21 protein-coding genes and 1 pseudogene are annotated in these 24225 nt (G+C 69.7%); 6 read left to right on the top strand and 16 right to left on the bottom strand.

From position 1 onward, the window contains the following. The first annotated feature begins 71 nt into the window (after window positions 1-71). From ME121_RS33570 to ME121_RS11530, 3 genes are all read left to right on the top strand, one after another. Complete coding sequence (locus ME121_RS33570) at window positions 72-221, top strand: hypothetical protein (RefSeq protein WP_164891374.1); 150 nt, start codon at window positions 72-74, stop codon at window positions 219-221. Window positions 222-329: 108 nt separating this feature from the next. Beyond that, window positions 330-1403, top strand: coding sequence for an HD-GYP domain-containing protein (locus ME121_RS11535; RefSeq protein WP_012319748.1), 1074 nt, complete (start codon window positions 330-332; stop codon window positions 1401-1403). A gap of 126 nt (window positions 1404-1529) precedes the next feature. After that, on the top strand, window positions 1530-2024 hold the full coding sequence (locus ME121_RS11530) for a CAP domain-containing protein (RefSeq protein ID WP_012319749.1): 495 nt from the start codon (window positions 1530-1532) through the stop codon (window positions 2022-2024). Between the two features lie 11 nt (window positions 2025-2035). Here ME121_RS11530 and recJ read toward each other — a convergent pair whose 3' ends face one another. The 7 genes from recJ to ME121_RS11495 all read right to left on the bottom strand — a co-directional run bounded on the left by recJ (window position 2036) and on the right by ME121_RS11495 (window position 11062). Continuing rightward, window positions 2036-3853 carry a single-stranded-DNA-specific exonuclease RecJ gene (gene recJ, locus ME121_RS11525; RefSeq protein ID WP_089231604.1) on the bottom strand — a complete coding sequence of 606 codons (1818 nt, stop codon included), beginning with the start codon at window positions 3851-3853 and terminating at the stop codon, window positions 2036-2038. A gap of 132 nt (window positions 3854-3985) precedes the next feature. Continuing rightward, window positions 3986-5383: an NAD(P)(+) transhydrogenase (Re/Si-specific) subunit beta gene (locus tag ME121_RS11520; RefSeq protein WP_012319751.1), complete on the bottom strand. Its 1398-nt coding sequence runs from the start codon at window positions 5381-5383 to the stop codon at window positions 3986-3988. A 4-nt stretch (window positions 5384-5387) separates the two neighbouring features. Next, a complete protein-coding gene (locus tag ME121_RS11515; RefSeq protein WP_020092006.1) occupies window positions 5388-5843 on the bottom strand; it encodes a proton-translocating transhydrogenase family protein in 456 nt (151 codons plus the stop codon). A gap of 24 nt (window positions 5844-5867) precedes the next feature. Continuing rightward, the gene (locus ME121_RS11510; protein WP_059408875.1) at window positions 5868-7097 is read right to left on the bottom strand and encodes a Re/Si-specific NAD(P)(+) transhydrogenase subunit alpha; all 1230 of its coding nucleotides are present in this window, start codon (window positions 7095-7097) and stop codon (window positions 5868-5870) included. 206 nt (window positions 7098-7303) lie between these two features. Continuing rightward, window positions 7304-7597 (bottom strand): aa3-type cytochrome c oxidase subunit IV, encoded by a 294-nt coding sequence (locus ME121_RS11505; protein WP_012319754.1) that lies wholly within the window; start codon window positions 7595-7597, stop codon window positions 7304-7306. A gap of 122 nt (window positions 7598-7719) precedes the next feature. Beyond that, complete coding sequence (locus tag ME121_RS11500) at window positions 7720-9081, bottom strand: ABC1 kinase family protein (protein ID WP_012319755.1); 1362 nt, start codon at window positions 9079-9081, stop codon at window positions 7720-7722. A 109-nt stretch (window positions 9082-9190) separates the two neighbouring features. Further along, window positions 9191-11062: a M3 family oligoendopeptidase gene (locus ME121_RS11495; protein WP_059408874.1), complete on the bottom strand. Its 1872-nt coding sequence runs from the start codon at window positions 11060-11062 to the stop codon at window positions 9191-9193. Between the two features lie 249 nt (window positions 11063-11311). Here ME121_RS11495 and ME121_RS11490 point away from each other — a divergent pair, with 249 nt between their 5' ends. The 3 genes and pseudogenes from ME121_RS11490 (at window position 11312) to ME121_RS11480 (ending at window position 16710) form a co-directional block, all read left to right on the top strand. Beyond that, window positions 11312-12796, top strand: a complete 1485-nt coding sequence (locus ME121_RS11490) for a sigma-54-dependent transcriptional regulator (RefSeq protein ID WP_012319757.1) — start codon at window positions 11312-11314, stop codon at window positions 12794-12796. 246 nt (window positions 12797-13042) lie between these two features. Beyond that, window positions 13043-15068, top strand: a pseudogene (locus ME121_RS11485) (L,D-transpeptidase family protein). 142 nt (window positions 15069-15210) lie between these two features. Next, complete coding sequence (locus tag ME121_RS11480) at window positions 15211-16710, top strand: peptidoglycan L,D-endopeptidase MepK (protein ID WP_059408873.1); 1500 nt, start codon at window positions 15211-15213, stop codon at window positions 16708-16710. Between the two features lie 82 nt (window positions 16711-16792). Here ME121_RS11480 and ME121_RS11475 read toward each other — a convergent pair whose 3' ends face one another. From ME121_RS11475 to ME121_RS11440, 9 genes are all read right to left on the bottom strand, one after another. After that, on the bottom strand, window positions 16793-17044 hold the full coding sequence (locus ME121_RS11475) for a hypothetical protein (protein WP_012319760.1): 252 nt from the start codon (window positions 17042-17044) through the stop codon (window positions 16793-16795). A gap of 190 nt (window positions 17045-17234) precedes the next feature. Further along, window positions 17235-19925 (bottom strand): pyruvate, phosphate dikinase, encoded by a 2691-nt coding sequence (gene ppdK / locus ME121_RS11470; protein ID WP_024829700.1) that lies wholly within the window; start codon window positions 19923-19925, stop codon window positions 17235-17237. Window positions 19926-20090: 165 nt separating this feature from the next. Further along, window positions 20091-20234 (bottom strand): DUF3096 domain-containing protein, encoded by a 144-nt coding sequence (locus ME121_RS33565; RefSeq protein WP_012319762.1) that lies wholly within the window; start codon window positions 20232-20234, stop codon window positions 20091-20093. 110 nt (window positions 20235-20344) lie between these two features. Continuing rightward, window positions 20345-21448, bottom strand: a complete 1104-nt coding sequence (gene pufC / locus ME121_RS11465; RefSeq protein WP_012319763.1) for a photosynthetic reaction center cytochrome PufC — start codon at window positions 21446-21448, stop codon at window positions 20345-20347. 10 nt (window positions 21449-21458) lie between these two features. Further along, window positions 21459-22439 carry a photosynthetic reaction center subunit M gene (gene pufM, locus ME121_RS11460; protein ID WP_012319764.1) on the bottom strand — a complete coding sequence of 327 codons (981 nt, stop codon included), beginning with the start codon at window positions 22437-22439 and terminating at the stop codon, window positions 21459-21461. A gap of 80 nt (window positions 22440-22519) precedes the next feature. Beyond that, a complete protein-coding gene (pufL, locus tag ME121_RS11455) occupies window positions 22520-23344 on the bottom strand; it encodes a photosynthetic reaction center subunit L (protein ID WP_012319765.1) in 825 nt (274 codons plus the stop codon). 80 nt (window positions 23345-23424) lie between these two features. Next, window positions 23425-23616 carry a light-harvesting antenna LH1, alpha subunit gene (pufA, locus tag ME121_RS11450; protein ID WP_012319766.1) on the bottom strand — a complete coding sequence of 64 codons (192 nt, stop codon included), beginning with the start codon at window positions 23614-23616 and terminating at the stop codon, window positions 23425-23427. A 10-nt stretch (window positions 23617-23626) separates the two neighbouring features. Next, window positions 23627-23863 (bottom strand): light-harvesting antenna LH1, beta subunit, encoded by a 237-nt coding sequence (gene pufB / locus ME121_RS11445; RefSeq protein WP_012319767.1) that lies wholly within the window; start codon window positions 23861-23863, stop codon window positions 23627-23629. Between the two features lie 127 nt (window positions 23864-23990). Then, window positions 23991-24212, bottom strand: coding sequence for a hypothetical protein (locus tag ME121_RS11440; RefSeq protein ID WP_012319768.1), 222 nt, complete (start codon window positions 24210-24212; stop codon window positions 23991-23993). Window positions 24213-24225: the final 13 nt, after the last annotated feature.

The raw sequence follows: 24225 nt of genomic DNA, 5'->3' as shown, positions 1-24225 counted from the left end.
CCAAGTTGCGCCGCGGCATGACACGTATCGCATCGCAACATGTCCCGTTCGAAACCGCGCCGGATAGTCCGATGATCGCCAGCTTCCTCGCCATCTTTGTCGCCTTCGCCGCCTGCCAGGCGTTGCTGACCGTGAAGTTCGCGGACTTCCTCTCCGCCGCGGAGGGTGGTCACGCGACCGTCGAGCCCGCCGCCGACGTCGCGTCCGCGAAGCTCGCCTGAGGACAAGGCCGGTCCGCAGCGTCTGAGACTGCGTAGGGTTAACGCTTTCCTCAAATTTTACGCGTAGGGTGAACCGATCGTTGACCGTGCGGGCGAGGAGCTACCGCGTTGGCCCTCGGCCCCGCATCGCGTTTCTCGGACGGGCCTTTCGTCCTGATCGTCTCGGATCGTCCGTCCGAACGATCGGCCCTCGAGCGCGCGATCGCGCTGGTGATGGACTGTCGTGCGATACCGCCCGGCATCCCGCTGCCGTCAGGGCGGCCACATCTCGTCATCCTGGACCTGCCGCCGGCCCGTAGCGCCGAGCTGCAATCCACCCTCGCCCATCACGGACCGCCGGTCCCGCGCCTCGTTCTCGTGCGCGGCGAACCCCTGCCGGCCGCTCGCTACCTCCGTCAGCTGCCGGCCGCGTCGCCCCGCCAGCTCGTATTGGCGAATGTCTTCGCCATGATCGAGGAGGCGACGCGCTCCGCCGAGTTGCGGCAGCGTCGGCTCCTGGAGCGCGTCTCGGGCGCCACCGCCGTCGTCGCCGAGATCTTCGACAGCGCCGCCCTCGGCGCCCGTCTGCAGCGCGCCGACGCGGATCGCGGAACCGAGCTGGTCCTCGCGGCCGTCTCGGAGGTCGGGATCGCCGAGTGGCTCACCGCGGTGTGGCGCCACGAGATCGGCGTTTACCAGCACACCCTCGGCGTCGCCGGCCACGCCGCCACCTTCGGCTCGCAGATCGGCCTCGGTCAGACCGACCTCGCGTTGCTGGTGCGCTCGGCGCTGCTGCACGACATCGGCAAGGCGCGCATCCCCGCGGAGATCCTCAACAAGCCGGGACCGCTCAATCCCGAGGAATCGCGCCTCATGCAGCGCCATCCCGATATCGGCGCCGATCTGCTTCGCGTGCACGGCGATTTCGAGGAGGCGGTGATCGACGTGGTCCTTCACCACCACGAGCGTCTCGACGGGAAGGGCTATCCCGATCGGCTGTCCGGTGCGGCGATCTCGGACCTCGTGCGGATCGTGACGATCTGCGACGTGTTCTCCGCCCTGACCGAGCGGCGCACCTATCGGCAGCCTGCCACTCCCGCGGAGGCGCTGTCGATCATGGCCGACAACACCGGGCACCTGGATCCGGATCTCCTGCGCGCCTTCGCGCCCTCCATGCTCAAGGGCAGCGCCCTGGCGGCCTGATCCGGGCCCGGCGTGGCGCCGGCGCCACGCTGTTCGGCGGGATGGTCCGGGCGCGCCGCGCGCCGCGCTTTCGCCGCAACCGCGCCGGAGGGAGGCGATCCCGTCACACGAATTGCCGACCGGACCGTGCCCAAGCTCAGTCTCGCCCTCGCTGTCGCCCTCCCGCTGGCCCTCGCCGGGTGCGGCGGTCTCTCGGTCCTGCCCGAGACTCCCGTCGAGAACGCGACGCACACCGCCGTGCTCGACGAGGTCGCGGCCGCCGCGGCGATCTCGGCCTACCGGGTCCAGCACGGCCTGAGCCCGGTCGTGGTCGACTCGGCTCTCGTGAAGGCGGCGGCCTTCCAGGCCGGCAACAACGCCCGCCACGGCCAGCTCAGCCACGATGTCGGCGGCAGCTTCACCTCGCGCATGGCGTCGGCCGGTCTCGCGAGATCCTGGGCGGCCGAGAATCTCAGCGCCGGGTCCGAGACCCTGGAGCAGGTGCTCGCCCGCTGGAAGGCGAGTCCCGAGCACAACAGGAACATGCTGCTGCCGCAGATCCGCAGGATCGGGATCGCCCGGGTCGATGCCCCGACCACCCGGTACAAGCGCTTCTGGGCGCTCGTGATGGCCGGCGGCTGACGCCGGACGTCTCAGGATTCGGACGGCGCCAGATCGACGATCCGGAGCTGGGCGCGCTCGGCGCCGCGCCAGCGGTCGCAGGACAGGGTCCCGGCCACGTGCATCTCCCGGCCGATCCCGTTCAGCAAGGCCAGGCCGAGCGGTCGTTCGGCGGCGCGGAAACAGATCGCTCCCACCACCTGCCCGTCGCGGCTGCGCAGCCGGGCCCTGACATGGCTGGAGCCGACCACACCGGCGTCGACGAGGCGGTGCCGGCCCAGCGCGAAGATCGGCTCGGGCGCACCCTGGCCGAACGGGCCGGCCCGCTGCAGCAGCCGGACCGTCTCCGCGGTGGCGCCGCCGGCGCTGAGGCCGCCGTCGATCAGCAGGGCATCGGCGGCCCGGGCCACCGCGACGCTCGCCCCGAGCAGCATCGCCAGATGCGCCTCGAAGCCGGGGATGTCGTCGGCCCGCACGGTCACGCCGGCCGCCATGGCATGGCCGCCGCCCTTGCTGGCGAGCCGGGCCTCCACGCAGGCGCGGACCGCGAGCCCCAGATCCGCGCCCGGGATCGAGCGCCCCGAGCCCGTGGCGGTCCCGTCCGGACGGATCGCGAACGCGAAGGCCGGCCGGTTGAAGCGCTCCTTCAGCCGGGAGGCGATGAGACCGACGATGCCGGGGTGCCACTCGGCGCTGGCAGTCACCAGCACGGTACGGGCCGGATCGAGCGTCAGGGCCCGGTCCATCTCGGCCTCGGCCTCGAGGACGGCCTGCGCCTCGATCGCCTGACGCTCGCGGTTGAGGCGATCGAGGTCGGCGGCGATCCGGGCCGCCTCGCCCGGGTCCGCCGTGGTCAGCAGGCGGGCGCCCAGGGCCGAGTCGCCGATGCGCCCGCCGGCATTGATGCGCGGCCCGAGCACGAAGCCGAGATGCCACGCTTCCGGAGGCTCGCCGAGCGAGGCCGCGTCCAGCAGCGCCGCGAGCCCGGTGCGGCCGCGATGGCGCATGACCGTGAGCCCCTGGGTCACGAAGGCCCGGTTGAGGCCCGTTAGAGGCACGACGTCGGCCACGGTCGCCAGCGCCACGAGGTCGAGGGCATCGGTGAGCTGCGGTTCGGGACGATGGCTGCCGAAGAAGCCCTCCTGCCGCAGGGCGCGGTTCAGCGCCACCAGGGTCAGGAAGACGATGCCGGCGGCGCAGAGATGGCCGAGGCCCGACAGGTCGTCGAGGCGATTCGGATTGACCACGGCGCGGGCGGGGGGGAGGATCTCGGAAGCCGCGTGGTGGTCGAGGACGATGACGTCGAGACCGGATTTCTCGGCCTCCTCCAGCGGCGCGTGGCCGCTCGTCCCGCAATCGACGCAGACGAGGAGTGTCGCGCCCTCCGCCGCCAGCGCGGTGATCGCCGCGACGTTGGGGCCGTAGCCCTCGGTGATCCGGTCGGGGATGTGGATCGGCGCGCGCAGTCCCAGGTTGCGGAGATAGCCGGCGAGGAGCGCCGCGCTCGCGGCGCCGTCGACATCGTAGTCGCCGAACACCGCCACCGTCTCCCCGCGCTTCACGGCGCGGACGAGGCGGCGGACGGCCGCCTCCATATCGAGCAGCGTGTCCGGATCCGGCATCAGGTCCCGCAGCCGCGGCGCGAGGTGACGGGGCGCCGCTTCCGGGACGATGCCCCGTCCCGCCAGGACCCGGGCCAGCAACTCCGGGAGGCCGTGGGCCTGGACCATCTTGGCGATCTGATTCTGGACGGCCGCGCCGCCGCAGCGCTCCTGCCAGCGCCGACCGGTCACGGAGGCGGCGACACCCAGGAAGGGCGGCGGTTCGGCGAGGAGCGGAGCGGACGACACGGGCGCCACCCTACACCGGGCCGCGCGGGGAATCTTGCGCCTCGCCGCAACAGCGACGGCGAACGCGATCCGGCACAACGAAAAAGGGCGGGCATCGCTGCCCGCCCGTCGGATCTGCCGGAGACCTGAGTCTCAGAGCGACTTCAGGATGTTGTCGACGACCTTCTTGGCGTCGCCGAACAGCATCATGGTGTTGTCGCGGAAGAACACCTCGTTTTCGACGCCCGCGTAGCCGGAGCCCATGCCGCGCTTGATGAACAGCACGGTCTTGGCCTTCTCCACGTCCAGGATCGGCATGCCGTAGATCGGCGAGGCCTTGTCGGTCTTGGCAGCCGGGTTCGTCACGTCGTTGGCGCCGATCACGAAGGCGACGTCCGCCTGCGGGAACTCGCCGTTGATGTCCTCCAGCTCGAACACCTCGTCGTAGGGCACGTTGGCCTCGGCCAGCAGCACGTTCATGTGGCCCGGCATGCGGCCCGCCACCGGATGGATGGCGTACTTCACGTCGACGCCCTCCTTCTTCAGCATGTCGGCCATCTCGCGCAGCGAATGCTGCGCCTGGGCGACCGCCATGCCGTAGCCCGGGACGATGATGACCCGCTCGGCGTTCTTCATGATGTAGGCCGCGTCGTCGGCCGAACCCTGCTTCACGGGCCGGGTCTCGACCTGACCGGTGCCGGCCGCGGCCGTGTCGCCGCCGAAGCCGCCGAGGATGACCGAGATGAACGACCGGTTCATCGCGTGGCACATGATGTACGACAGGATCGCGCCCGAGGATCCGACCAGCGAGCCGGTGATGATCAGCGCGAGGTTGCCCAGAGTGAAGCCGATGCCCGCCGCCGCCCAGCCCGAGTAGGAGTTGAGCATCGACACGACCACCGGCATGTCGGCGCCGCCGATCGGGATGATGATCAGCCCGCCCAGCACGAGCGAGGCGATGACGATCAGCCAGAAGATCGCCTTCGACTCGGTGCCGATGAACAGGGCGATCAGCAGCACGAGGCCGGCGGCCAGCAGCGCGTTGATCAGGTGGCGCTGGGGCAGCATGATCGGCTTGCCGGACATGCGACCGTCGAGCTTGGCGAACGCGATCACCGAGCCGGTGAAGGTGATGGCGCCGATGGCGACGCCGAGACCCATCTCGAAGAGCGACTGCTTGTGGAAGTGGCCGTTCTCGATGATGCCGAAGGCCTGCGGGGCGTAGAGTGCGCCCGCCGCCACGAAGACGGCCGCGAGGCCGACCAGCGAGTGGAACGCCGCCACGAGCTGCGGCATCGCGGTCATCGGCACGCGCTTGGCGATCACCGCGCCCGCGCCGCCGCCGATGCCGAGGCCCAGCAGCACGAGGATCCAGGCGCCGGCACCCGCCGGCGGGTGGCCGACGAGCGTCGTCAGGATCGCGAGCCCCATGCCGACCATGCCGTACAGGTTGCCCTGCCGGGAGGTTGTGGGGTGCGAGAGCCCCCGCAGCGCCATGATGAACAGGACGCCGGCGACGATATAGAGAAGGGAGGAGACGTTCTCTGACACCGGCTCAGCCCTTCTTCTTGTACATGCCGAGCATGCGTTGCGTGACGAGGAAGCCGCCGAAGATGTTCACGCTGGCGAGCACGATGCCGATGAAGCCGAAGAACCGGGCCAGCCCGGTGCCCTTCTCGATCAGCGGAACGCCGACCGCCAGGATCGCGCCCACGATGATCACCGACGAGATCGCGTTGGTGACCGACATGAGCGGGGTGTGCAGGGCCGGGGTCACCGACCAGACTACGTAGTATCCGACGAAGATCGCCAGCACGAAGATCGCCAGCCGGAACACCGTGGGATCGACCGCGCCGCCCGTGGCGGCGCTCAGCCCGTGGCCCATGCCGTCGGCGATGACCTGCGCCTGGTCCGCGGCGTTGCGCGCCACCGCGGCCGCCGCGCGCGCGGCGTCGGCCAGCACGCGGGCCTGATCGGCGGCCTGGTCGGGAGGGACGATGACGTTTGCCATTCTGCTACTCCTCTCGGCCGGGCTTCACTGCGCGCCCGCCGGGGTGGCCGTGCCGGACGCCTTGTTGGCCTCCGACTTGGCCAGCCCCACGGAGGCGGCTTCCGAGGCTGCGCCATCGGTCTTGGGCTGGAAGGACGCGTGCACGACCGCGCCGTCGCGGGTGAGGTTCGTGGCCTTCACCAGCTCGTCGTCCCAGTTGATGGCCAGCGCCTTCGACTCCTTGTCGATCAGGGTCTCGACGAAGGCGTAGAGGTTGCGGGCGTAGAGGCTCGACGACGTGGCGGCGAGCCGCCCCGGCACATTGACGTGGCCGACGATCTTCACGCCGCGGTCGTTCGTGACGACCTCGCCGGCCTTGGCGCCGGCGACGTTGCCGCCGCGCTCCACCGCGAGGTCGACCAGCACCGAACCCGGCTTCATCGACGCCACCATCTCCTCGGAGACCAGCTTCGGCGCCGGCCGGCCGGGGATCAGCGCGGTGGTGATGACGATATCCTGCTTGGCGATGTGGCCCTTGACCAGCTCTGCCTGCTTCTTCTGATACTCGGCCGACATCTCCTTGGCGTAACCGCCGGCGGTCTCGGCCTGCTTGAACTCGTCGTCCTCGACGGCGACGAACTTGGCGCCCAGCGATTCGACCTGCTCCTTGGTGGCGGGCCGGACATCGGTGGCGGTGACAACCGCGCCGAGGCGTCGGGCGGTCGCGATGGCCTGGAGGCCGGCCACGCCGACACCCATGACGAACACGCGGGCGGCCGGCACCGTGCCGGCGGCGGTCATCATCATCGGCATCGCCCGGCCGTACTCGGCGGCGCCGTCGACGACCGCGCGGTAACCGGCGAGATTCGCCTGCGAGGACAGGACGTCCATCACCTGCGCGCGGGTGATGCGGGGCATCAGCTCCATGGCGAAGCCGTCGACGCCGGCCTCGGCCATCGCCCTCAAGGCTTCCTCGTTGCCGTAGGGGTCCATGATCGCGATCACGGTGGCGCCACGCTTCAACCGCGGCAGCTCTTCGGCGCTCGGGCGCCGGACCTTCAGCACGAGGTCGGCATCCCTGGCGGCATCGGCGGCGCTCCCCGCTATGCTGGCGCCGGCGGCCTCGTACTCGGAATCCAGAATGCCGGCCCTCTGGCCCGCTCCGGACTGCACCACGACGTCAGCACCGAGAGATTTGAACTTCTTGACGGTCTCAGGAACCGCGGCGACGCGCGGCTCCGCGGAGTCCGTCTCGGACAGCACAGCAATGCGCATGCGAGGGTTCCCCTGGAAAAGCTCGGCCTTCGAATGCGCGAACCGGCGACGCTTTTCGAGAGGCGGACCTACGATACCGCGTTGGAAGCGGCCGGAATGTAACTTGCGCTCAATTTAATTGCCAACAATGCGTCAGCGACCCGCCCGGCGATCGCGAGCGGGCTCGTCATCCGCGGCGGCGCTCAACGCCACCGCCCTCGAACATTTCAGGCGAAGAACAGGTACAGGACCAGCAGAATCCCGACGACCAGCGGGGCCTTCCACCCGACGGCCGGTGCGAGAGCGCCCACCGCGCCCGCGGCTCCCGAAGCGATCACGCCGACGATGGCCAGCAGCCAAGCTTCGCGGATCCCGCCGATGGCGAGGGCCAGCACCCAGCAGATCACGACGCCGGTGGCGATTTCGACGAACCGGACGAACCCGCGATAGGTCTGCTCGTGAGTCTTCGCGTCCATCGCCGGGCTGTAGGTGTGCCCGGCCACCGTGTCACTCTCGGCCATCGTGCGCTCGTTTCCCTAAGACGCGACTTCTTGCGGTCGCGGTCGGATGTAGCTCAAGCGTTTACCTGCCGCAATCGGACGCACGCAAGTTGATCGCTCTCTCGGTGGATCTTCGCGCCGACTCAGGCCGGTTTCGGCAGGTCCGCCTCGGCGAGCACCCGACCCTGACGCTTCGTGAGTTCGTCCAGCGAGAAATGCTCGATCTCGGCTTCGAACAACCGGTGGTAGTTGAGTTCCGACCTGAGGTGGAGGAACACGGCGCCCAGGCCCACGGCGGCACGATCCATGAAGACGAATTCCTGCGGCACCGTCACGGGTCCCCGCTCCTTCAGGGCCTGATGGACCTGGAAGGCCTGCCGCCGACCGTACTCCCCCGGCTTCACCCCGTCCGCGACGGTGCGGGTGCGGTCCTCGAGCAGCGGCCCGTAGATGAACCGGGCCCAGATGTTCAGGATCTCGATCTTCTCCTTGTCGAGGTCCTTGAAACCCCAGACCTCGTAGGCGTGGACGATGCGGGCGTCGTCGTTCTCCAGCAGGCCGCGATAGAGATCGACGACGCCGCCGACGAATCGCGGATGGAAGATCCGGACGCAGCCGTAATCCAGCAGGTTGATCCCGGCGGCCTCTCCGGCGTCAGAGAAGACCGTGTAATTGCCGAGATGCGGGTCGCCGTGGATCACCGCCGCCCGGCTAAACGGGTGCCACCACGCCTTGAACATCGCCTGAGCGATCCGGTTACGCACTTCGACGGGCTCGTCGGCGAAGCCCAGGATCTTGTCTCCGTCGAGCCAGCCGAGCGTGAGCAGGCGCTTCGTCGAGAGCTCAGGGAAGACGCGCGGCACGCGCACCGCGGCGATGTCCTTCAGCACGGCCCCGTAGAGCGCCGCGTGCTTGGCCTCGCGCTCGTAGTCGAGTTCCTCGCGCACCCGGGCGCCGATCTCCTTCGCGATCTCGCGCGTATCGAGCCACGTGTTCATCCGGCGGTGCAGCGCGAATGCGACCTCCAGCTGCTTGAGGTCGGCCTCCACGGCCGATTGCATGTCCGGATATTGCAGCTTGCAGGCGAGCCGCTCGCCGTCCTCGGTGGTCGCGCGGTGGACCTGCCCCAGCGAGGCCGCGGCCGCGGGCTTGAGGTCGAAGCTCCCGAATCGCGCCTGCCAGCCGGCGCCCAGTTCCGACTGCATCCGGCGTCGGACGAAGGCCGCGCCCATCGGCGGCGCGTCGGCCTGGAGCTTCTGCAGCTCGGTGGCGTATTCCGGCGGGAGCAGGTCCGGGACGGTGGCCAGCAGCTGGGCCACCTTCATGATCGGCCCCTTCAGGCCGCCCAGCGCCTGCGCCAGGGCGGCGGCGTTGGTGGTGCCCTCCTTTCCGAACAGCCGCGCCATGGCCATCCGGGCGGCGACGCCGCCGACATTGGCGCCCACGCTGGCGTAGCGCCCGGCGCGGGCGGAGAAGCGGTTGGCTTCGCGGTCGGTCTCGGCCATCACTCGATCTGCTCGTCTGACGATGATCCGCAGATAAGCCGCCCCCGGCCGCGAACCAGGGGCGTGGGTCCCTGCGCCGCGGGCATCGGCCGAGCCCGCGGCGCCCCGCTCAGGCCCGACCTTCCATGCTCTCCAGCTCGACGATCATGCTCTCGATCATCCCGAGACCGATCTGCCAGAAGCCCGGATCCTTGGCGTCGAGGCCGAAGGGCGCGAGCAGCTCGCCGTAGGGCTTCGAGCCGCCGGCCGAGAGCAGCGCGAAGTAGCGGTCCACGAAGCCCTCCTCCGCCCGGGCGTAGACGCCGTAGAGCGAGTTCACCAGGCAGTCGCCGAACGCGTAGGCGTAGACGTAGAACGGGGAGTGGATGAAATGCGGGATGTAGGCCCAGAACGGCTCGTAGCCTGAATCCAGCGTGATCGCCGGACCGAGCGATTCCGCCTGGACGGACAGCCACAGCGCGTTGATCTGGTCGGTGGTCAGCTCGCCCTTGGCGCGGGCGAGATGGACCTTCCGCTCGAACGAGTAGAACGCGATCTGGCGCACCACCGTGTTGATCATGTCCTCGACCTTGGCGGCGAGCATGGCCCGGCGCTGGGTCGTGTCGGTGGTCGCGGCGAGGAGCCGACGGAAGGTCAGCATCTCGCCGAACACGCTCGCCGTCTCGGCGAGGGTCAGGGGTGTCGGCGCCATCAGGGCGCCGTTCGGCCCGGCGAGCACCTGGTGGACGCCGTGGCCGAGCTCGTGCGCCAGCGTCATCACGTCCCGCGGCTTGCCCTGGTAGTTGACCAGCACGTAGGGGTGGACGGAGGGCACGGTCGGATGCGCGAAGGCGCCCGGCGCCTTGCCCGGACGGGTCGGCGCGTCGATCCAGCGCTCGTCGAAGAAGCGCCGCGCGATCCCTGCCATCTTCGGCGAGAACGCGTCGTAGGCGGACAGCACCGTGTCGCGGGCCTCCGTCCACGGGATCGTGCGCTGCTCGACGCGCGGCAGCGGCGCATTGCGGTCCCAGTAGGGCAGCGCCTCCTGCCCGAACCACTTCGCTTTGAGCGTGTAGTAGCGGTGGGACAGGCGGGGATAGGCTGCCCGCACCGCGTCGACGAGGGCTTCCACCACCTCGGGCTCGACCCGGTTCGACAGGTGGCGCGCGTCCGCGACATCCTTGAACCCGCGCCAGCGGTCGCTGATCTCCTTGTCCTTCGCCAGCGTGTTGGTGATGAGCGTGAAGACCCGCAGCTGGCCGCGCAGCACCGCGCTGATCGCGCCGGCCGCCTCCTTGCGGACCGCGCCGTCCGGATCCTGAAGCTTGTTGAGCGTCGGCTCCAGCGGCATCTCCTCGCCCTGCACGGTGAAGCGCAGCGAGGCGATCGTCTCGTTGAACAGCCGGTCCCAGGCGGCGTTCGACGTGACCGACTTCTCGAGAAACAGCTTCTCGGTGCGGTCATCGAGCTGGTGCGGCTTCTCGCGCCGCAGGTCCTCGATCCACGGGGCGTAGTGCGCGAGCGGCCCTCCGGCCATCGCGGCGTTGATCGCGGCGTCGTCGACGCGGTTCAGCTCCAGGGCGAAGAAGAGGAGATCCGCCGAGGCGCCGGTCAGCCGCTCGCGGGTGTCGCCGTAGAACTTGGCCCGCGCCTCGTCGGTGGTGTCGCCGGAATACACGAGCCCCGCGAACGACATGAGCTTGCCGAGCAGGTCCTCGATCCCCTCGTAGGTCCGCACCGCCTCGGCCAGACGCGCGGACGCGTCCGGCCCGGCGGCGAGCTCGGCGATCCGGCCGGCATAGGTCTCGGAGAAGCGGCGGCACTCCTCCTCGGCGCGAGTCATGTCGCCGGAGAAGTTCGGATCATCGAGGCCGGAATAGAGATCCGTGAGGTCCCATTCCGGAAGATGGCCGAGGTCGGCGGCCTTCGCGGCGGCGCGCGCGGCACTCACGCCCTCCGGCAGGCGGACAGTCACCGGCGAGGCGGTGTGGCTCGGCATCATGGTGTGCAATCCTCTCCAAGGGCTCCGGCCCCGTACCCTGATATCGAGCGTGCCGCCACGCGTTCAACGCGGGCGGTCCGTCGGACCGGCGCGCGATCGGTGACGACGCGCCGCGAACGTCGTTAAGCGGCACTTTACGAGTGTCGGTCACCCTGCGGCTCGAAACGAAACAGTCGCCGAATCGGAGGCCGCGAGCGGGTCGAACCCGCGTCGCGTGTCCGGCCTTCGTGCGCCGTTCAGGGAGCCGCTATGTCCGCCACCGTGCTCATCGTGGATGACGATCCGGTCCAGCGGCGCCTGGCCGAGGCGGCCGTGCGCCGTTTCGGCTTCGAGGCGCGGATCGCCGAGACCGGCGCGGACGCGCTGAGCCTTCTGAGATCCGAGGGGGCGGATGTCGTGCTCCTCGACCTCGTCATGCCGGGGCTCGACGGGCTGGGTGTCCTGGCCGAGATGCGCAAGAGCGGCCTCGCCACGCCGGTCATCGTCCAGACCTCCAACGGGTCCATCGACACGGTGGTCAGCGCGATGCGGGCCGGCGCGGTGGATTTCGTGGTCAAGCCCGCGGGCGCGGAGCGGCTCCAGGTCTCGATCAAGAACGCCCTGCGGGTCGACACGCTCGAGGAGGAGGTGCGCCGCATGCGCCGCCGCGCCTCCGGGGCGCTCACCTTCAAGGATCTCACCTCGAAGAGCCCCGACATGGAGCGGGTGATCCGCCTCGCCGAGCGGGCCGCCAAGTCGAACATCCCGGTGCTGATCGAGGGCGAGTCCGGCGTCGGCAAGGAGGTCCTGGCCCGGGCGATCCAGGGCTCGGGCGACCGGCGCGGCAAGCCGTTCGTGACGGTCAATTGCGGGGCGATCCCGGAGAACCTGGTGGAATCCACCCTGTTCGGCCACGAGAAGGGGGCGTTCACCGGCGCCACCGAGAAGCACGCCGGCAAGTTCGTCGAGGCCTCGGGCGGGACGCTGTTCCTCGACGAGATCGGCGAGTTGCCCCTCGACGCGCAGGTCAAGCTGCTGCGCGCCCTCCAGGAGGGCGAGGTCGATCCCGTCGGCGGCAAGCGCTCGGTGCGGGTGGACATCCGGCTCGTCTCGGCGACGAACCGGTCGCTGCTCGACCTCGTGAAGCAGGGCAAGTTCCGCGAGGACCTCTATTACCGCCTGAACGTCTTCCCGATGACGCTGCCCCCCTTGCGGGCGCGCCGCGAGGACATCCCGGATCTCGTCCGCTCGTTCTGCGCGCGGTTCTCGGCCGAGGAAGGCAAGCGCGTGCGGGCGATCAGCCCGGAGGCGATGGCCCTGCTCACGCGCTATCCCTGGCCGGGCAACGTCCGGCAGCTGGAGAATGCCCTGTTCCGCGCCGTGGTGCTGGCAGACGGCGACGAACTGACTGTCTCCGAATTCCCGCAGATCGCCGCGCAGGTCGAAGGCTTCGACGTCCGGATCCCGGCGGCGCCGGTCCAGCCGCAGATGCCGGCCTACGCCCCCGAGCCGGTGCGCGAGATCGTCCGCGTCGAGGTCCGCGATCCGCACGCCATGTCGCTCGTCGCCGAGGAGACCGGCGAGATGAAGCCGATGGACGTCCTCGAAGCGGAGATCATCCGCTTCGCGCTCCAGTTCTACCGGCAGCGGATGTCGGAGGTCTCGCGCCGCCTCGGCATCGGCCGGTCCACGCTCTACCGCAAGCTCAAGGATCTGGGCCTGGAGGACGACGCTAAAACCGAGGATGCGGCCTGATCGTGCGCGGCGTGCGCTAGCGCACCGCGCGCATTCGTTTCGGCAACGGTCAGTGAAATTCTCGGCCCTGCTGCACCTGGCCGGCAGATCATTGAGCGGATCGTAAGCTGAGCGGTATCAGAAATGACACATTCATCTGCAGGACCAGCCTTCTATTCGCGATAACTGCGGTTGCTGAAAGCCACGCTTGCGCGGATAATCACAATCTGAGCGTGCGGTCCTGCCGCCGCACCCCGGGAGATCACGATGCGCGTCCCGCGCTTCAGCCTCATCGCGCTGGCCGCCCTCCTCGGCGGCACGCTGGCCCCGGCCGGCTCCCCCCGTGCCGCGACGGCCGCACTGGACCAGCCGACCGCCGATGTCCCCGCAGCCCCGGCCGTTGCCTCGCCTGCGCCGGCCGCGCCCGCGCAGGCGGATCCGGGGGCGCCCGCCACGACGGCCCTGCCCGACTACAAGCCGGAGGCGCCGGCGGCCGAGCCGGCCCCGGCCCCCGCCGCCGCGGTTCCGGTCGCCCCGACGGACCCGCTCGGCGCGGCGGTCTTCGCACGATTCGCGGATCCCGCCCCCCTTCTGCTGCGTCTCACCGGCAAGGAGCGCGACGCGATCCGGAGCTTCTACGAGGCCCGCAGCTTCAAGCCGCTCTGGATCTCCGGCGGAGCCTGGACCGACGCCGCGAAGGCGGTCTCGGCGCGGCTGGCGGCCGCCGCCGAGGACGGTCTCGAACCTCGCGCCTACACGGTCCCGACCCTCGCCGATAAGCCCGACGAGAAGGCGGTCGCCGACGCCGACCTGCGCCTGTCCGCGGCGGCGGTGCTCTATGCCCGGGATGCCCGCGGCGGCCGGATCAACCTGGCCTCCATCTCGCGGCTGATCACCCCGCACCTCGATCTTCCCGCCGGGAACGACGTCCTGGCGAAGCTCGACGAGGCCGGCGCGAAGGCCGGCGAGGCGCTGCAGGCCTACAATCCCGCAACCCCGGGTTATCTGGCGCTGAAGGCGCGGCTCGCCGCCCTGCGCGGACCGGCGCCGACCGCCGTCAAGCCGCTGCGCCTCCCGGCCGGGCCGGTTCTCCGCGTCGGCATGCGCGATGCCCGCGTCCCGCTGCTGCGGGCGCATTTCAACCTCGAGAACCGTCCGGCCGCGACCCTGGACAAGGGTCCCGGCGAACCGGAGGAGTACGATTCGGGCGTGGCCGACGCGGTGGCGAAGTTCCAGCGCGGCCGCGGGCTGCCGGGCAACGGCACCCTGAACGTCCAGACGGTCCTGGCCCTCGCCGATGCCGGCCGCACGGCGCGCCCGACGGGCGGAGAGGCCGAGCTCATCGTCAACATGGAGCGTTGGCGCTGGCTGCCGGGCGACCTCGGCGCGGATTACATCCTGGTCAACGTGCCGGAATATCGCCTGCGCGCTTACCGGGGCGGCGTCATGCGCGACGAGGCGCGGGTCATCGTCGGCAAGCCGGAATCGCGCACGCCGCTGTTCTCCGGGATGATGGAGTACGCGGTCGTCAACCCGTCCTGGTACGTTCCGCCCTCGATCCTGAAGACGATGGCGCCGAAGCTCGCCGGCTACGGCGGCAAGACCTGGGGCGGCTACGAGGTCGTCCGTCGCGGCGGGCACATCTCGCTGCGCCAGCCCCCCGGGGGAGCGCAACGCCCTCGGCTTCATCAAGTTCATGTTCCCGAACCAGCACGCGGTCTACCTGCACGACACGCCGAACCGCTCGCTGTTCTCCGCCTCGAAGCGCGATTTCAGCCACGGCTGCGTGCGCGTCGACGATCCGTTCCGCCTCGCCGACGTGGTGCTGCCGAACTGGTCCGAGGACCGGTTGAAGAAGCTGATCGGCAAGGGTGAGCGCACGATCCGGCTGCCGGAGAAGCTGCCGGTCCACCTCGCCTACTTCACCGCCTTCGTGGACGACGGTGGCACCTACCGCACCCTGCCGGACCTCTACGGCTACGACGCGCCGATGCGCGCGGCCCTCGGGCTGCCGGGCGGTGGCGGGCCGGCGATCGCCCGGCTGCCGGACGAGCCGCCGCGGCGCAAGGCCGAGCGCGCTCCCAAGCCGCCCGCGACCCGGACGGTCCATCGCCGCGCCCCCGAGCGCCCGGTCGCGGATGCCGACGCGTGGCCGACCGGACGCTACGAGGAGGCGGACGCGCCGCGCCGCCCCCTGCGCCGCGCCGCCCGGGCCGACAGCGCGCCGGAATACGGCGAGCCGGGTCTCTGGACGCCCGCACCGCAGCAGGCGGCGCCGCGCGGGTGGTGGTAGTCCACCGGCTCCACCAGCAACTTTCGCGTGCGAGGCCGCACAGCCGGGCACGTTTTCGCCACGGTCGAGCCTTAGCCGTTTCGGCCGCGAACCCGGTTCAACAGGCGTCGGGTCAGGCTGTCGGGAGAGGATCAGGACCGTCGTGCCCAGTCTCCCGCGCGCCCTTCGCCATCTCACCCTCGCCCTATCCGGCCTGGTGCTCGGACTGATCGCCGGGACGGCCGAGACCGAGGACGCGGTCGCCAACGGCGACACCCGCTCCCTGACGATCTATCACACGCACACGCAAGAGAGCGCGACCATCACGTTCAAGCGCGATGGCCGGTACGACCGCGCGGCCCTCGAGCAACTGAACTGGCTCCTCCGCGACTGGCGGGTCAACGAGCCGACCAAGATGGACCCGCGGCTGTTCGATACGGTCTGGGAGGTCTATCGCCAGGTCGGTGCGACCCAGCCGATCCACGTCGTGTCGGCCTACCGGTCGCCGGGCACCAACGCGATGCTGCGCCGCCGGTCCAAGATGGTGGCCGAGTACAGCCAGCACATGCTCGGCAAGGCGATGGACTTCTTCCTGCCGGACGTGTCGATCGACCGGATCCGCGAGGTCGGTCTCCGGATGCAGCGCGGCGGCGTCGGCTGGTATCCCCATGCCGGAACGCCCTTCGTACACCTCGACGTGGGGTCAGTGCGCATGTGGCCGCGCATGACCCACGATCAGCTCGCCCGGCTGTTCCCGGACGGCAAGACCGTGCTGCTCCCGAGCGACAACCGCCCCTTCCCCCGCTACGAGGAGGCCAAGGCCGAGATCCTGGCCCGTGGCGGCACCGTGGCGGGCCTCACGACGCAGATGGCCAGCGGCGAGGAGGAGGACGGGCCCGGCCTGTTCGGCTTCCTGGCCAGCCTGTTCGGCGGCGGACGGTCCGCGCCGGAGCCCGCGCCGATGCCGGCCCCGGTGGAGACGGCGAAGCGAGCGCGGCGCGCGCCCGTCGTCGCCGTGGCGAGCGCCGATCCGCAGGATCCGGTGGGCGCGCGCGCGGCCCTCGCCTACGCGGCGCCAGCGGCCGACGACGCCCTGCGCGGCTCGCTGGCGGAGCGCGCGCAGGCGAAGGGTGTCGAGTCCAAGCCCGCCGACGCCAAGTCGCTCCTGACCGCCAGTCAGCCGGTTGCCGTCGACGATACGGTGACCGCCGTCACGGCACCGCTCCCACCGCGGCGCCCCACCGATATGACCGCCGTCGCGGCGAGCCTGACCATGCCGCTGCCGCCGCCGCGTCCGGTGCAGTTCGCGGCGCTGGAGCGCGGGATGGCCAACCTCGCGCCCGCGGGCGAGATCCGCGCCCTCGACAAGCCGGCGGCACCGCTCTCGGCGCGCGCGCGCGCTCTCGTGGCGCCGGACGCGGACGCGAAGGCACAGCTGCGGGCCCTGTTCGATTCCGTCTCGGCCGGTCCGGGCGTGGCCCCGGCGAGCCGGGCTGTTCCCGTGCACGTGGCCGCCACGCGGCTGCGCGGCACCGCGCCCGATGCGGTGGTCGGCGCGGCGCCCGACCGGGTCACGACGCGGTTCAGTCCCCGCAGCCCGGGCGACGATCTGCCCAGCCGTTTCACCGGCTCTGCCGCGCGCCCTGTCTCAGGGGCACGGTGAACCGCGCGGCGCGTTCAGAGCACCCGCCGTCGAAGCTGCGAATCGGCCGTGTCCCGTGGGTCGCACGGAGTGACCGGCGAGCTCAGCGCAGGGGCTTGGAGAGGTTGACCGCCAGCGCGCCGACGAGCGTGGTCGCGTAGCTGTCCTCCTGCGTCGCCGAGATGCGCTCCGCCTCGTTGCCGCTATTGGCCGCGACGGACATCATCAGCATCACTGCCGTGACGAGACCGCCGAGACCGGCGACAAGGGCGAGGTAGGCGCGAACGGCGACGCTGGGGACGGACGCGACCGCTCCGGTCTCGGCGAGGCACAGCGGCGATGGGCTGTGAGACATGGCGGCCGACTCTGACGGGCTATGCTGAACCCGACGCGGGCCGATAAGGCGCACATCGGGTGTACCCGTTCAACCGAAGAACGCCTCACGAGGAGGCGAGTTCGACCGAAAGGCGAGTTTTTCCACCGATCCTCGTCCGGACGGTTGATAGCCGAAAGGGGGGCGCGCTCGGCGCCCCCCCGGACCGGCCTCAGCCTTCCTTGCCGGCGACCTTGCCCAGCGCTGCCTGGGCGGCCGCGAGCCGGGCGATCGGCACCCGGTAGGGCGAGCAGGACACGTAATCGAGCCCGACCTCCTGGCAGAAGCCCACCGAGGCGGGATCGCCGCCGTGCTCGCCGCAGATGCCCAGCTTGATGTCGGGACGCGTCTTGCGGCCGCGCTCCACGCCGATGCGCACCAGCTCGCCCACGCCCTCCTGATCGATCGTGATGAACGGGTCGGCCGGCAGGATGCCCTTCTGGGTGTAGGGCCCCAGGAAGGTGGCGGCGTCGTCGCGGGAGATGCCGAGCGCCGTCTGCGTCAGGTCGTTGGTGCCGAAGGAGAAGAACTCCGCGGTCTCGGCGATCTCGCCGGCCTTGAGGGCGGCGCGCGGCAGCTCGATCATCGTGCCGACTTGGTAGTCGAGGGTCGCGCCCTTCTCCTCGGACACGGCCCTCGCCATGGCGTCGATGCGGGCCTTCACGATGTCGAACTCGGCGCGGGTGAAGACCAGCGGCACCATGACTTCGGGCGTCACTGCCTGGCCGGTGTCCGCGGCAGCCTGGACGGCGGCCTCGAAGATGGCCCGGGCCTGCATCTCGGCGATCTCCGGGAAGGCGATCGCCAGGCGGCAGCCGCGGAAGCCGAGCATCGGGTTGTGCTCGGAGAGCTCGCGCATCCGATGCCGGATCTTCTCCTCGGAGACGCCCGTCGCCTTCACGACTTCGGCGACCTCGGCGTCGGTGTGCGGCAGGAACTCGTGGAGCGGCGGGTCGAGCAGGCGGATCGTGACCGGCAGGCCGGACATGATCGTGAACAGCTCCAGGAAGTCCTGGCGCTGGTAGGGCAGGATCTTCGCCAGCGCCGCGCGGCGGCCCTCGGCGTCGTCCGCCAGGATCATCTCGCGCACCGCGATGATGCGGTCGCCCTCGAAGAACATGTGCTCCGTGCGGCAGAGGCCGATGCCCTCGGCGCCGAAGTTGCGGGCGGTGCGCGCATCGGTCGGGGTGTCGGCGTTCGCCCGGACCTTCATGGCCCGGAACGCGTCCGCCCACTCCATCAGCGTGGCGAAGTCGCCGGAGAGCTCGGGCTCCAGCATCTTCACCTCACCCTGGATCACCTGACCGGTGGAGCCGTCGATGGTGATCTTGTCGCCGGCCTTCAGCGTCGTGCCTCCGACCGTGAGGGTCTGCGCCTTGTAGTCGATCCGGATCGAGCCGACGCCGGAGACGCAGGGCTTGCCCATGCCGCGCGCGACGACGGCCGCGTGGCTGGTCATGCCGCCGCGGGTGGTGAGGATGCCCTCGGCGGCGTGCATGCCGTGGATGTCCTCGGGCGAGGTCTCGATCCGCACCAGGATGCACTTGCGCTCGGCCTTGCGGTGCGCCTCCGCGTCCTCGGAGTTGAACACGATCTCGCCGGTCGCCGCGCCGGGCGAGGCCGGCAGGCCGGAGGCGATGACCTTGCGCTCGGCCTTCGGGTCGATCGTCGGGTGCAGGAGCTGATCGAGGGCGCCGGGCTCGACGCGGCCGATCGCCTCCTCGCGGGAGATCAGCCCCTCGCCCGCCAGATCGACGGCGATGCGCAGGGCGGCCTTGGCCGTGCGCTTGCCGTTGCGGGTCTGGAGCATCCAGAGCTTCCCCTTCTCGATGGTGAACTCCATGTCCTGCATGTCACGGTAATGCGACTCCAGGATCCCGTAGATCCGGGTCAGCTCCGCGAAGCTCTCGGGCATGGCCTTCTCCATCGAAGGCTTGTCGCTTCCGGCCTCTTCCCGCGCCTTCTCGGTGATGTTCTGCGGCGTGCGGATGCCCGCCACCACGTCCTCGCCCTGCGCGTTGATCAGGAACTCGCCGTACAGCGCCTTCTCGCCGGTGGAGGGATTGCGGGTGAAGGCGACGCCGGTGGCCGAGGTGTCGCCCATGTTGCCGAACACCATGGCCTGCACGTTGACGGCCGTGCCCCAGCTCTCCGGGATGTTGTTCAGCTCCCGGTACTTCTTCGCGCGGGGAATCATCCAGGAATTGAACACGGCGCCGATCGCGCCCCAGAGCTGGTCGTCCGCCCCCTGCGGGAAGTCGGAGCCGTGCTCGTCGCGCACGATCTTCTTGTAGGTCTGGATGAGGGTCTTCCAGTCGCCGGCGCCGAGCTCGGTGTCGAGGTCGAAGCCCTTGCCTTCCTTGTACTGCTCCAGCGCCTCCTCGAAGGCGTGGTGCTCCACGCCGAGGACGACGTTGGAGTACATGGTGATGAAGCGGCGATAGGAATCGTAGGCGAAGCGCTCGTCGTCGGCCTCCTTGGCGAGGGCCAGGACGGTCTCGTCGTTGAGGCCGAGATTGAGCACCGTGTCCATCATGCCGGGCATCGAGGCCCGGGCGCCCGAGCGGACCGAGACGAGCAGCGGATTGGTCGAGTCGCCGAACTTGCGGCCGGTGAGCGCGCCGACCTGCGCGAGCGCGGCCGAGACCTGGTCCTTCAGCTCCGGCGGGTAGGCCTTGCCGTGATCGTAAAAGTAGGTGCAGACCTCGGTGGTGATGGTGAAGCCGGGCGGGACGGGCAGGCCCAGGTTGGACATCTCGGCCAGATTGGCGCCCTTGCCGCCGAGCAAGTCGCGCATCTGCGACTTGCCCTCCGCCTTGCCGTCGCCGAAGGCATAGACCCACTTCGCGCTGCCGGTCGCCATGTCGATCCCGTCCGTATCTGGTGCCCGGCGCCGGCCGAGCTGATGGGCGGGGTTGGACCATCCCGCAACGCAACGCAAGATGAACGCGCGATGGCCCTGTGCGTGCGTGGCTGACGGGTTCGACGGTCTGTCAGGCCCGCGACGTCGCGGTGTGGGCGCAACCCCTCAATGCAGGATTCCGAGCCCGATCACGCCGACGACGATCAGGTAGATCGCGACGATGTAGTTGAGCAGCCGCGGCATCACGAGGATCAGGATCCCGGCCAGGATCGCGATCAGCGGCTGGAGGTTCGAGATGGTGATGGTCACGGGCGCCTCCGCAGGGCCGAGCTTGGCCGCCGGTATCGACGCCCCTACCTCACGGAGGTTCCCTGTAGCTTGAGCGGAGCGGCCGATCGGTCCGGCCGCTCCGGGCCCGATCAGGGCTTCGGCGTCGGGGTCTCGGTCCCGGGGATCGGGTCCTTGGCCTCGCCGGTGGGCAGGCTCACGGCGATCGTCGGGCGCGACAGCTCCGGATAGGGTTCGATCACGTTGGCGCCGTTGAGCGGCTTGTTGGCGCCGTTGTGGCAAGTTGCGCAGTTGATCTTCGGCGCGTCGCCCAGGATCCCGAGCCGGTTGCGCGGGAATGTCGTGGTCAGCGGCTCCATGTAGTCCTGGTTGAGGTCACGCACCATGCGGATGCCGTACCAGGCATGGACGCGGTTGGGCGTGCTGGTGTCCCACTGCGCGACCGAGCGGGTGTTGTGGCAGAAGGTGCAGTTCACCCCGAGCGACTGCGACATGCTGATCATGATCGCGAAGGTCTTCTCCGCGTCCTGGATCGGCTTGCCCTTCGTCTCGGGCAGCGCCGTGGTCGCGTTGACCCGGACCGCGTCCTCCGACGTCTCCTTGTGCTGGTAGAAGGCCTGATAGACGTCGTACGGCAGCGAGGTGTTGCCGACTTCCGCGGAGGCCAGGTTCTGGCTGTTGTTGCGCGGGATGAAGCGCCCCGCCCCCTGAACCGGGTGGTCGAACCAGATATTGGCCGGCACCGGATTGCCGCGGTGGCAGGTGTAGCAGGTCACCCCCGCCTGATGGACGTGATTCTCCTTCCACGTGGCGTTGATGTACTGCGTCATCTGGATCATGCGGCGGGCGACGCGCTTCTGGTAAAGTTCGTCGGACGCCATGTTCTCGGTGCTGTGGCAGTAGGTGCAGCCCTGCTGCGGCGCGACCCACTCGGTGATCGACACCATCAGACGGTTGAACTGCTCGGCCGAGAGATCGCCCAGAACTTGGACGTTCTGATAGACGGCCGAGGCCTTGTCGCCGCCCGCCTCGGCCGGATCGGCCGGCGCGGGCGCCCTGTTGGCGTCCGACAGCGCCTCGTTGCCGGCTCTGGTGCGGATCAGGTCCATCCCCGTCCCGCGGAAGCCGGTCTGCTTGTTCGCCATCGGCGGATGGGTCCAGCCGGCGCCGCCGAACATCGCGATGGTGAGGAAGAGGGCCAGCGCCCCGCCGGCGACCGCCAGAATCGTCTTCATGACGGCCTCCTCACGGCTTCATGCCGGGTGCGAGATGGGCGGGATCCACGATCGGGCCGTAGACCTGCGGGTAGGAGGGCGCGACGCCGTGCTTGACGGCCCAGAGGTACCAGTTGTCGACCACGGTCCCGGTGAGCAGGATGCCGATGCCGCCGGTCAGCGTCGTCAGCACGGCGAACCACCACGCCCAGCGGTGGATCGACTCCATCGTGGCGTTGAAGCCCATGGTCCAGCGCCAGAACAGGGCGGCGCGCTCGGTGGCCGTGCCGCGGTCGACGATCTGGTCGATCTCGCGCTCCGCGCCGTAGCGCGAGCAGGCCAGGATCGTGCCCCCGTGCATGGCGAACAGCAGCGTCGATCCGTAGAGGAACGTGATCGAGAGCATGTGGAACGGGTTGTAGAACAGGTTCCCGTAGCGGAGCGAGAAGGCCGCGGTCCAGTCGAGGTGCGGGAAGATGCCGAAGGGCACGGCTTCCGACCACGAACCCATCAGGAGCGGCCGGATGAAGCCGAGGACGAGATAGAGCCAGATGGCCGACGCGAAGGCCCACGGCACGTGGGTGCCCAGCCCGAGTGCCCGCGCCCGCCGGTAGAGGTGAACCCACCAGAGCAGGATCGAGGCCGTCAGAAAGAAGCCGGCGATGAGCCACCAGCCGCCCTCGTTGAGGGGCGGGAGCACCTTCAGCCCGTATTTCGGCAGGGGCGGCTCCAGGGCCAGCCACGGCAGCTGCCGGACGAACTGGACCGGATCCCAGTTCACCGACGCCCACATGTTGAGCCCGATGATCTCGAAGGCGATCAGGCCGCAGGTGATCGACAGCGCCGCGATATAGCCGATGTAGATCGGTCCGACCTGGCTGTTGCCGATGAGCCCGAACAGGTAGCTGTTGAACGGCTTGCCGACGCGGTCGTCGACCGCCACCGGGACGCCGTGCTCCGGTACCAGCGGGCGCACCTGAACCTGCGTGAAGATGTTCTGGTAATAGGCCATGGCCTGCCCTCCCCCGGAGTGCCGCGCGCCGAGCGGCGGCGACCCGCGTTAGTCCCCTCGTTCCGATCCCGTGCGATCAATCATCGCCACACCGGCAGGTTGAGCCACCAGCCCCACCATTGCGGCCAGCCCTGCGTCCAGAACGGCCCGCTGATGACGATGCAGACCGCGCTCCAGAATCCCGCCGACAGGGCCAGGAACAGGCCGAGGCGGTGAACGCCGAGCGTGCCGATCGAGTAGCCGATCGTGTCGCGGAAGAACGTGTCCTCGTGCTCGGGCGTCTTGACGGTCTCGCCCTTCTTGGGATTGGTCGCCGACAGGATCAGGCCACCGTGCATCGCCAGGGCCAAAGTCGTCGTGAAGAAGAACGTCACGGCCAGCATGTGGGCCGGGTTGTAGTGGAAGTGGAGATACTGGTAGCCGGTGTTGGACACCCAATCGAGGTGACTGAGGATGCCGTACGGGAAGCCGTAGCCCCAGGCGCCCATCAGAAGCGGCCGGATCACCACGAGGGTGAAGTAGGCGAAGATCGCCATCCCGAAGGCCACGGGCACGTGGTAGCCGATGCCGAGCTTGCGACAGATCTCGACCTCGCGCAGCGCCCAGCACACGAACGAGCCCAGCGCGCACATGGTGATGATCTGCCAGAGACCGCCCTCCTTGAGCGGCGCCAGCCGCAGGCCGTAGCTGATGTCGGGCGGCGCGATGTTGATCTGCCAGACGTTCCAGGTCGGTCCGATCGCCGCGCCGTAGATGACGAGCGCGGTGCCCAGTACCGTGAAGAACATCCCGACCACGCCGAAGAAACCGACGAAGAACGGCCCGACCCAGAAGTCGAACAGGTCGCCGCCGAGCAAGGTGCCGCCGCGGACCCTGTATTTGCGCTCGAAGCTCAGCATCGCCATGGCGGCTGCTCCTCAGTCAGGCCGGAGAAGAGGAAGGAAGGGTGACCGCGGCCCTCGCGCGCCGCGGTCCGGACCGGCGGTCAGGCCGGCATCTGCGGCAGGGCGAGCGTGATGGTATTCTCGGCCGCCTTGTTGTTTCTCGGGCCGTCCAGCCAGTTGAACCGGTCGGTCGAGAGCAGGATGAAATGGATCAGCAGCGCCAGGATGAAGAGGAAGGTGAACAGAGCCACCAGCGTGCGCCGCGGATCGAAGAGCAACCAAACCTTGTGCATCCGATCCTCCTCAGCCGATCATCGTGACGAGGGCGTGGGCCGCGTCGCGGACGCCCTCGAGAGAGGCGTAGCCCTGCGGTCCGGGGAGCCACGGACGCCACAGCCAGACGAGGATGTGGGCGACCACGGCGATCGCCGTGAAGATGAGGAAGCTCGTCAGGAAGATCGCGTGGAACTCCTTGGCTTCCGGTTCCGTCAGCCCGGACAGGCTGCTCGGTCTCTCTGTTGTGACGGGTCCACTCGCCATCGTTCAGACCTCCGTGTGTTGGCCGCGCCTCTGGCGAGACGCGACGGGTTCAGCCGCGATGCCTCTCGGCGATCACGGCCCGACTTCCCCCGCGTGACCGGACGGAAGCGTCTCGCTCAGGGGCGTGTCAGCCCATGAAGGCGAAGGGGATCGCCTGAACCGCCATGGCGCGGGCCTCGCCGAAGACCGAGCGGCGCGCCGGCGTCAGGCCCGGGCGGGCCGTCTCGCGGCTCGGCCGGAACCGGTTCAGCGCCGCGGCGGCGAGGAAGAACGGGTAGGTCGCCGCCAGGATCAGTCGGAACTGGACCGCCTCCTGGTGCTGGCGGCCGGTCGGGACCATCGTTCGCATCGTCAGGTCTCCT

Source organism: Methylobacterium sp. ME121, from assembly GCF_000974725.1.
GTDB classification, from domain to species: Bacteria; Pseudomonadota; Alphaproteobacteria; order Rhizobiales; family Beijerinckiaceae; genus Methylobacterium; species Methylobacterium radiotolerans.
Note: the sequence above shows the minus strand (reverse complement) of the source record. Positions and strands in the feature narration are given on the sequence as shown.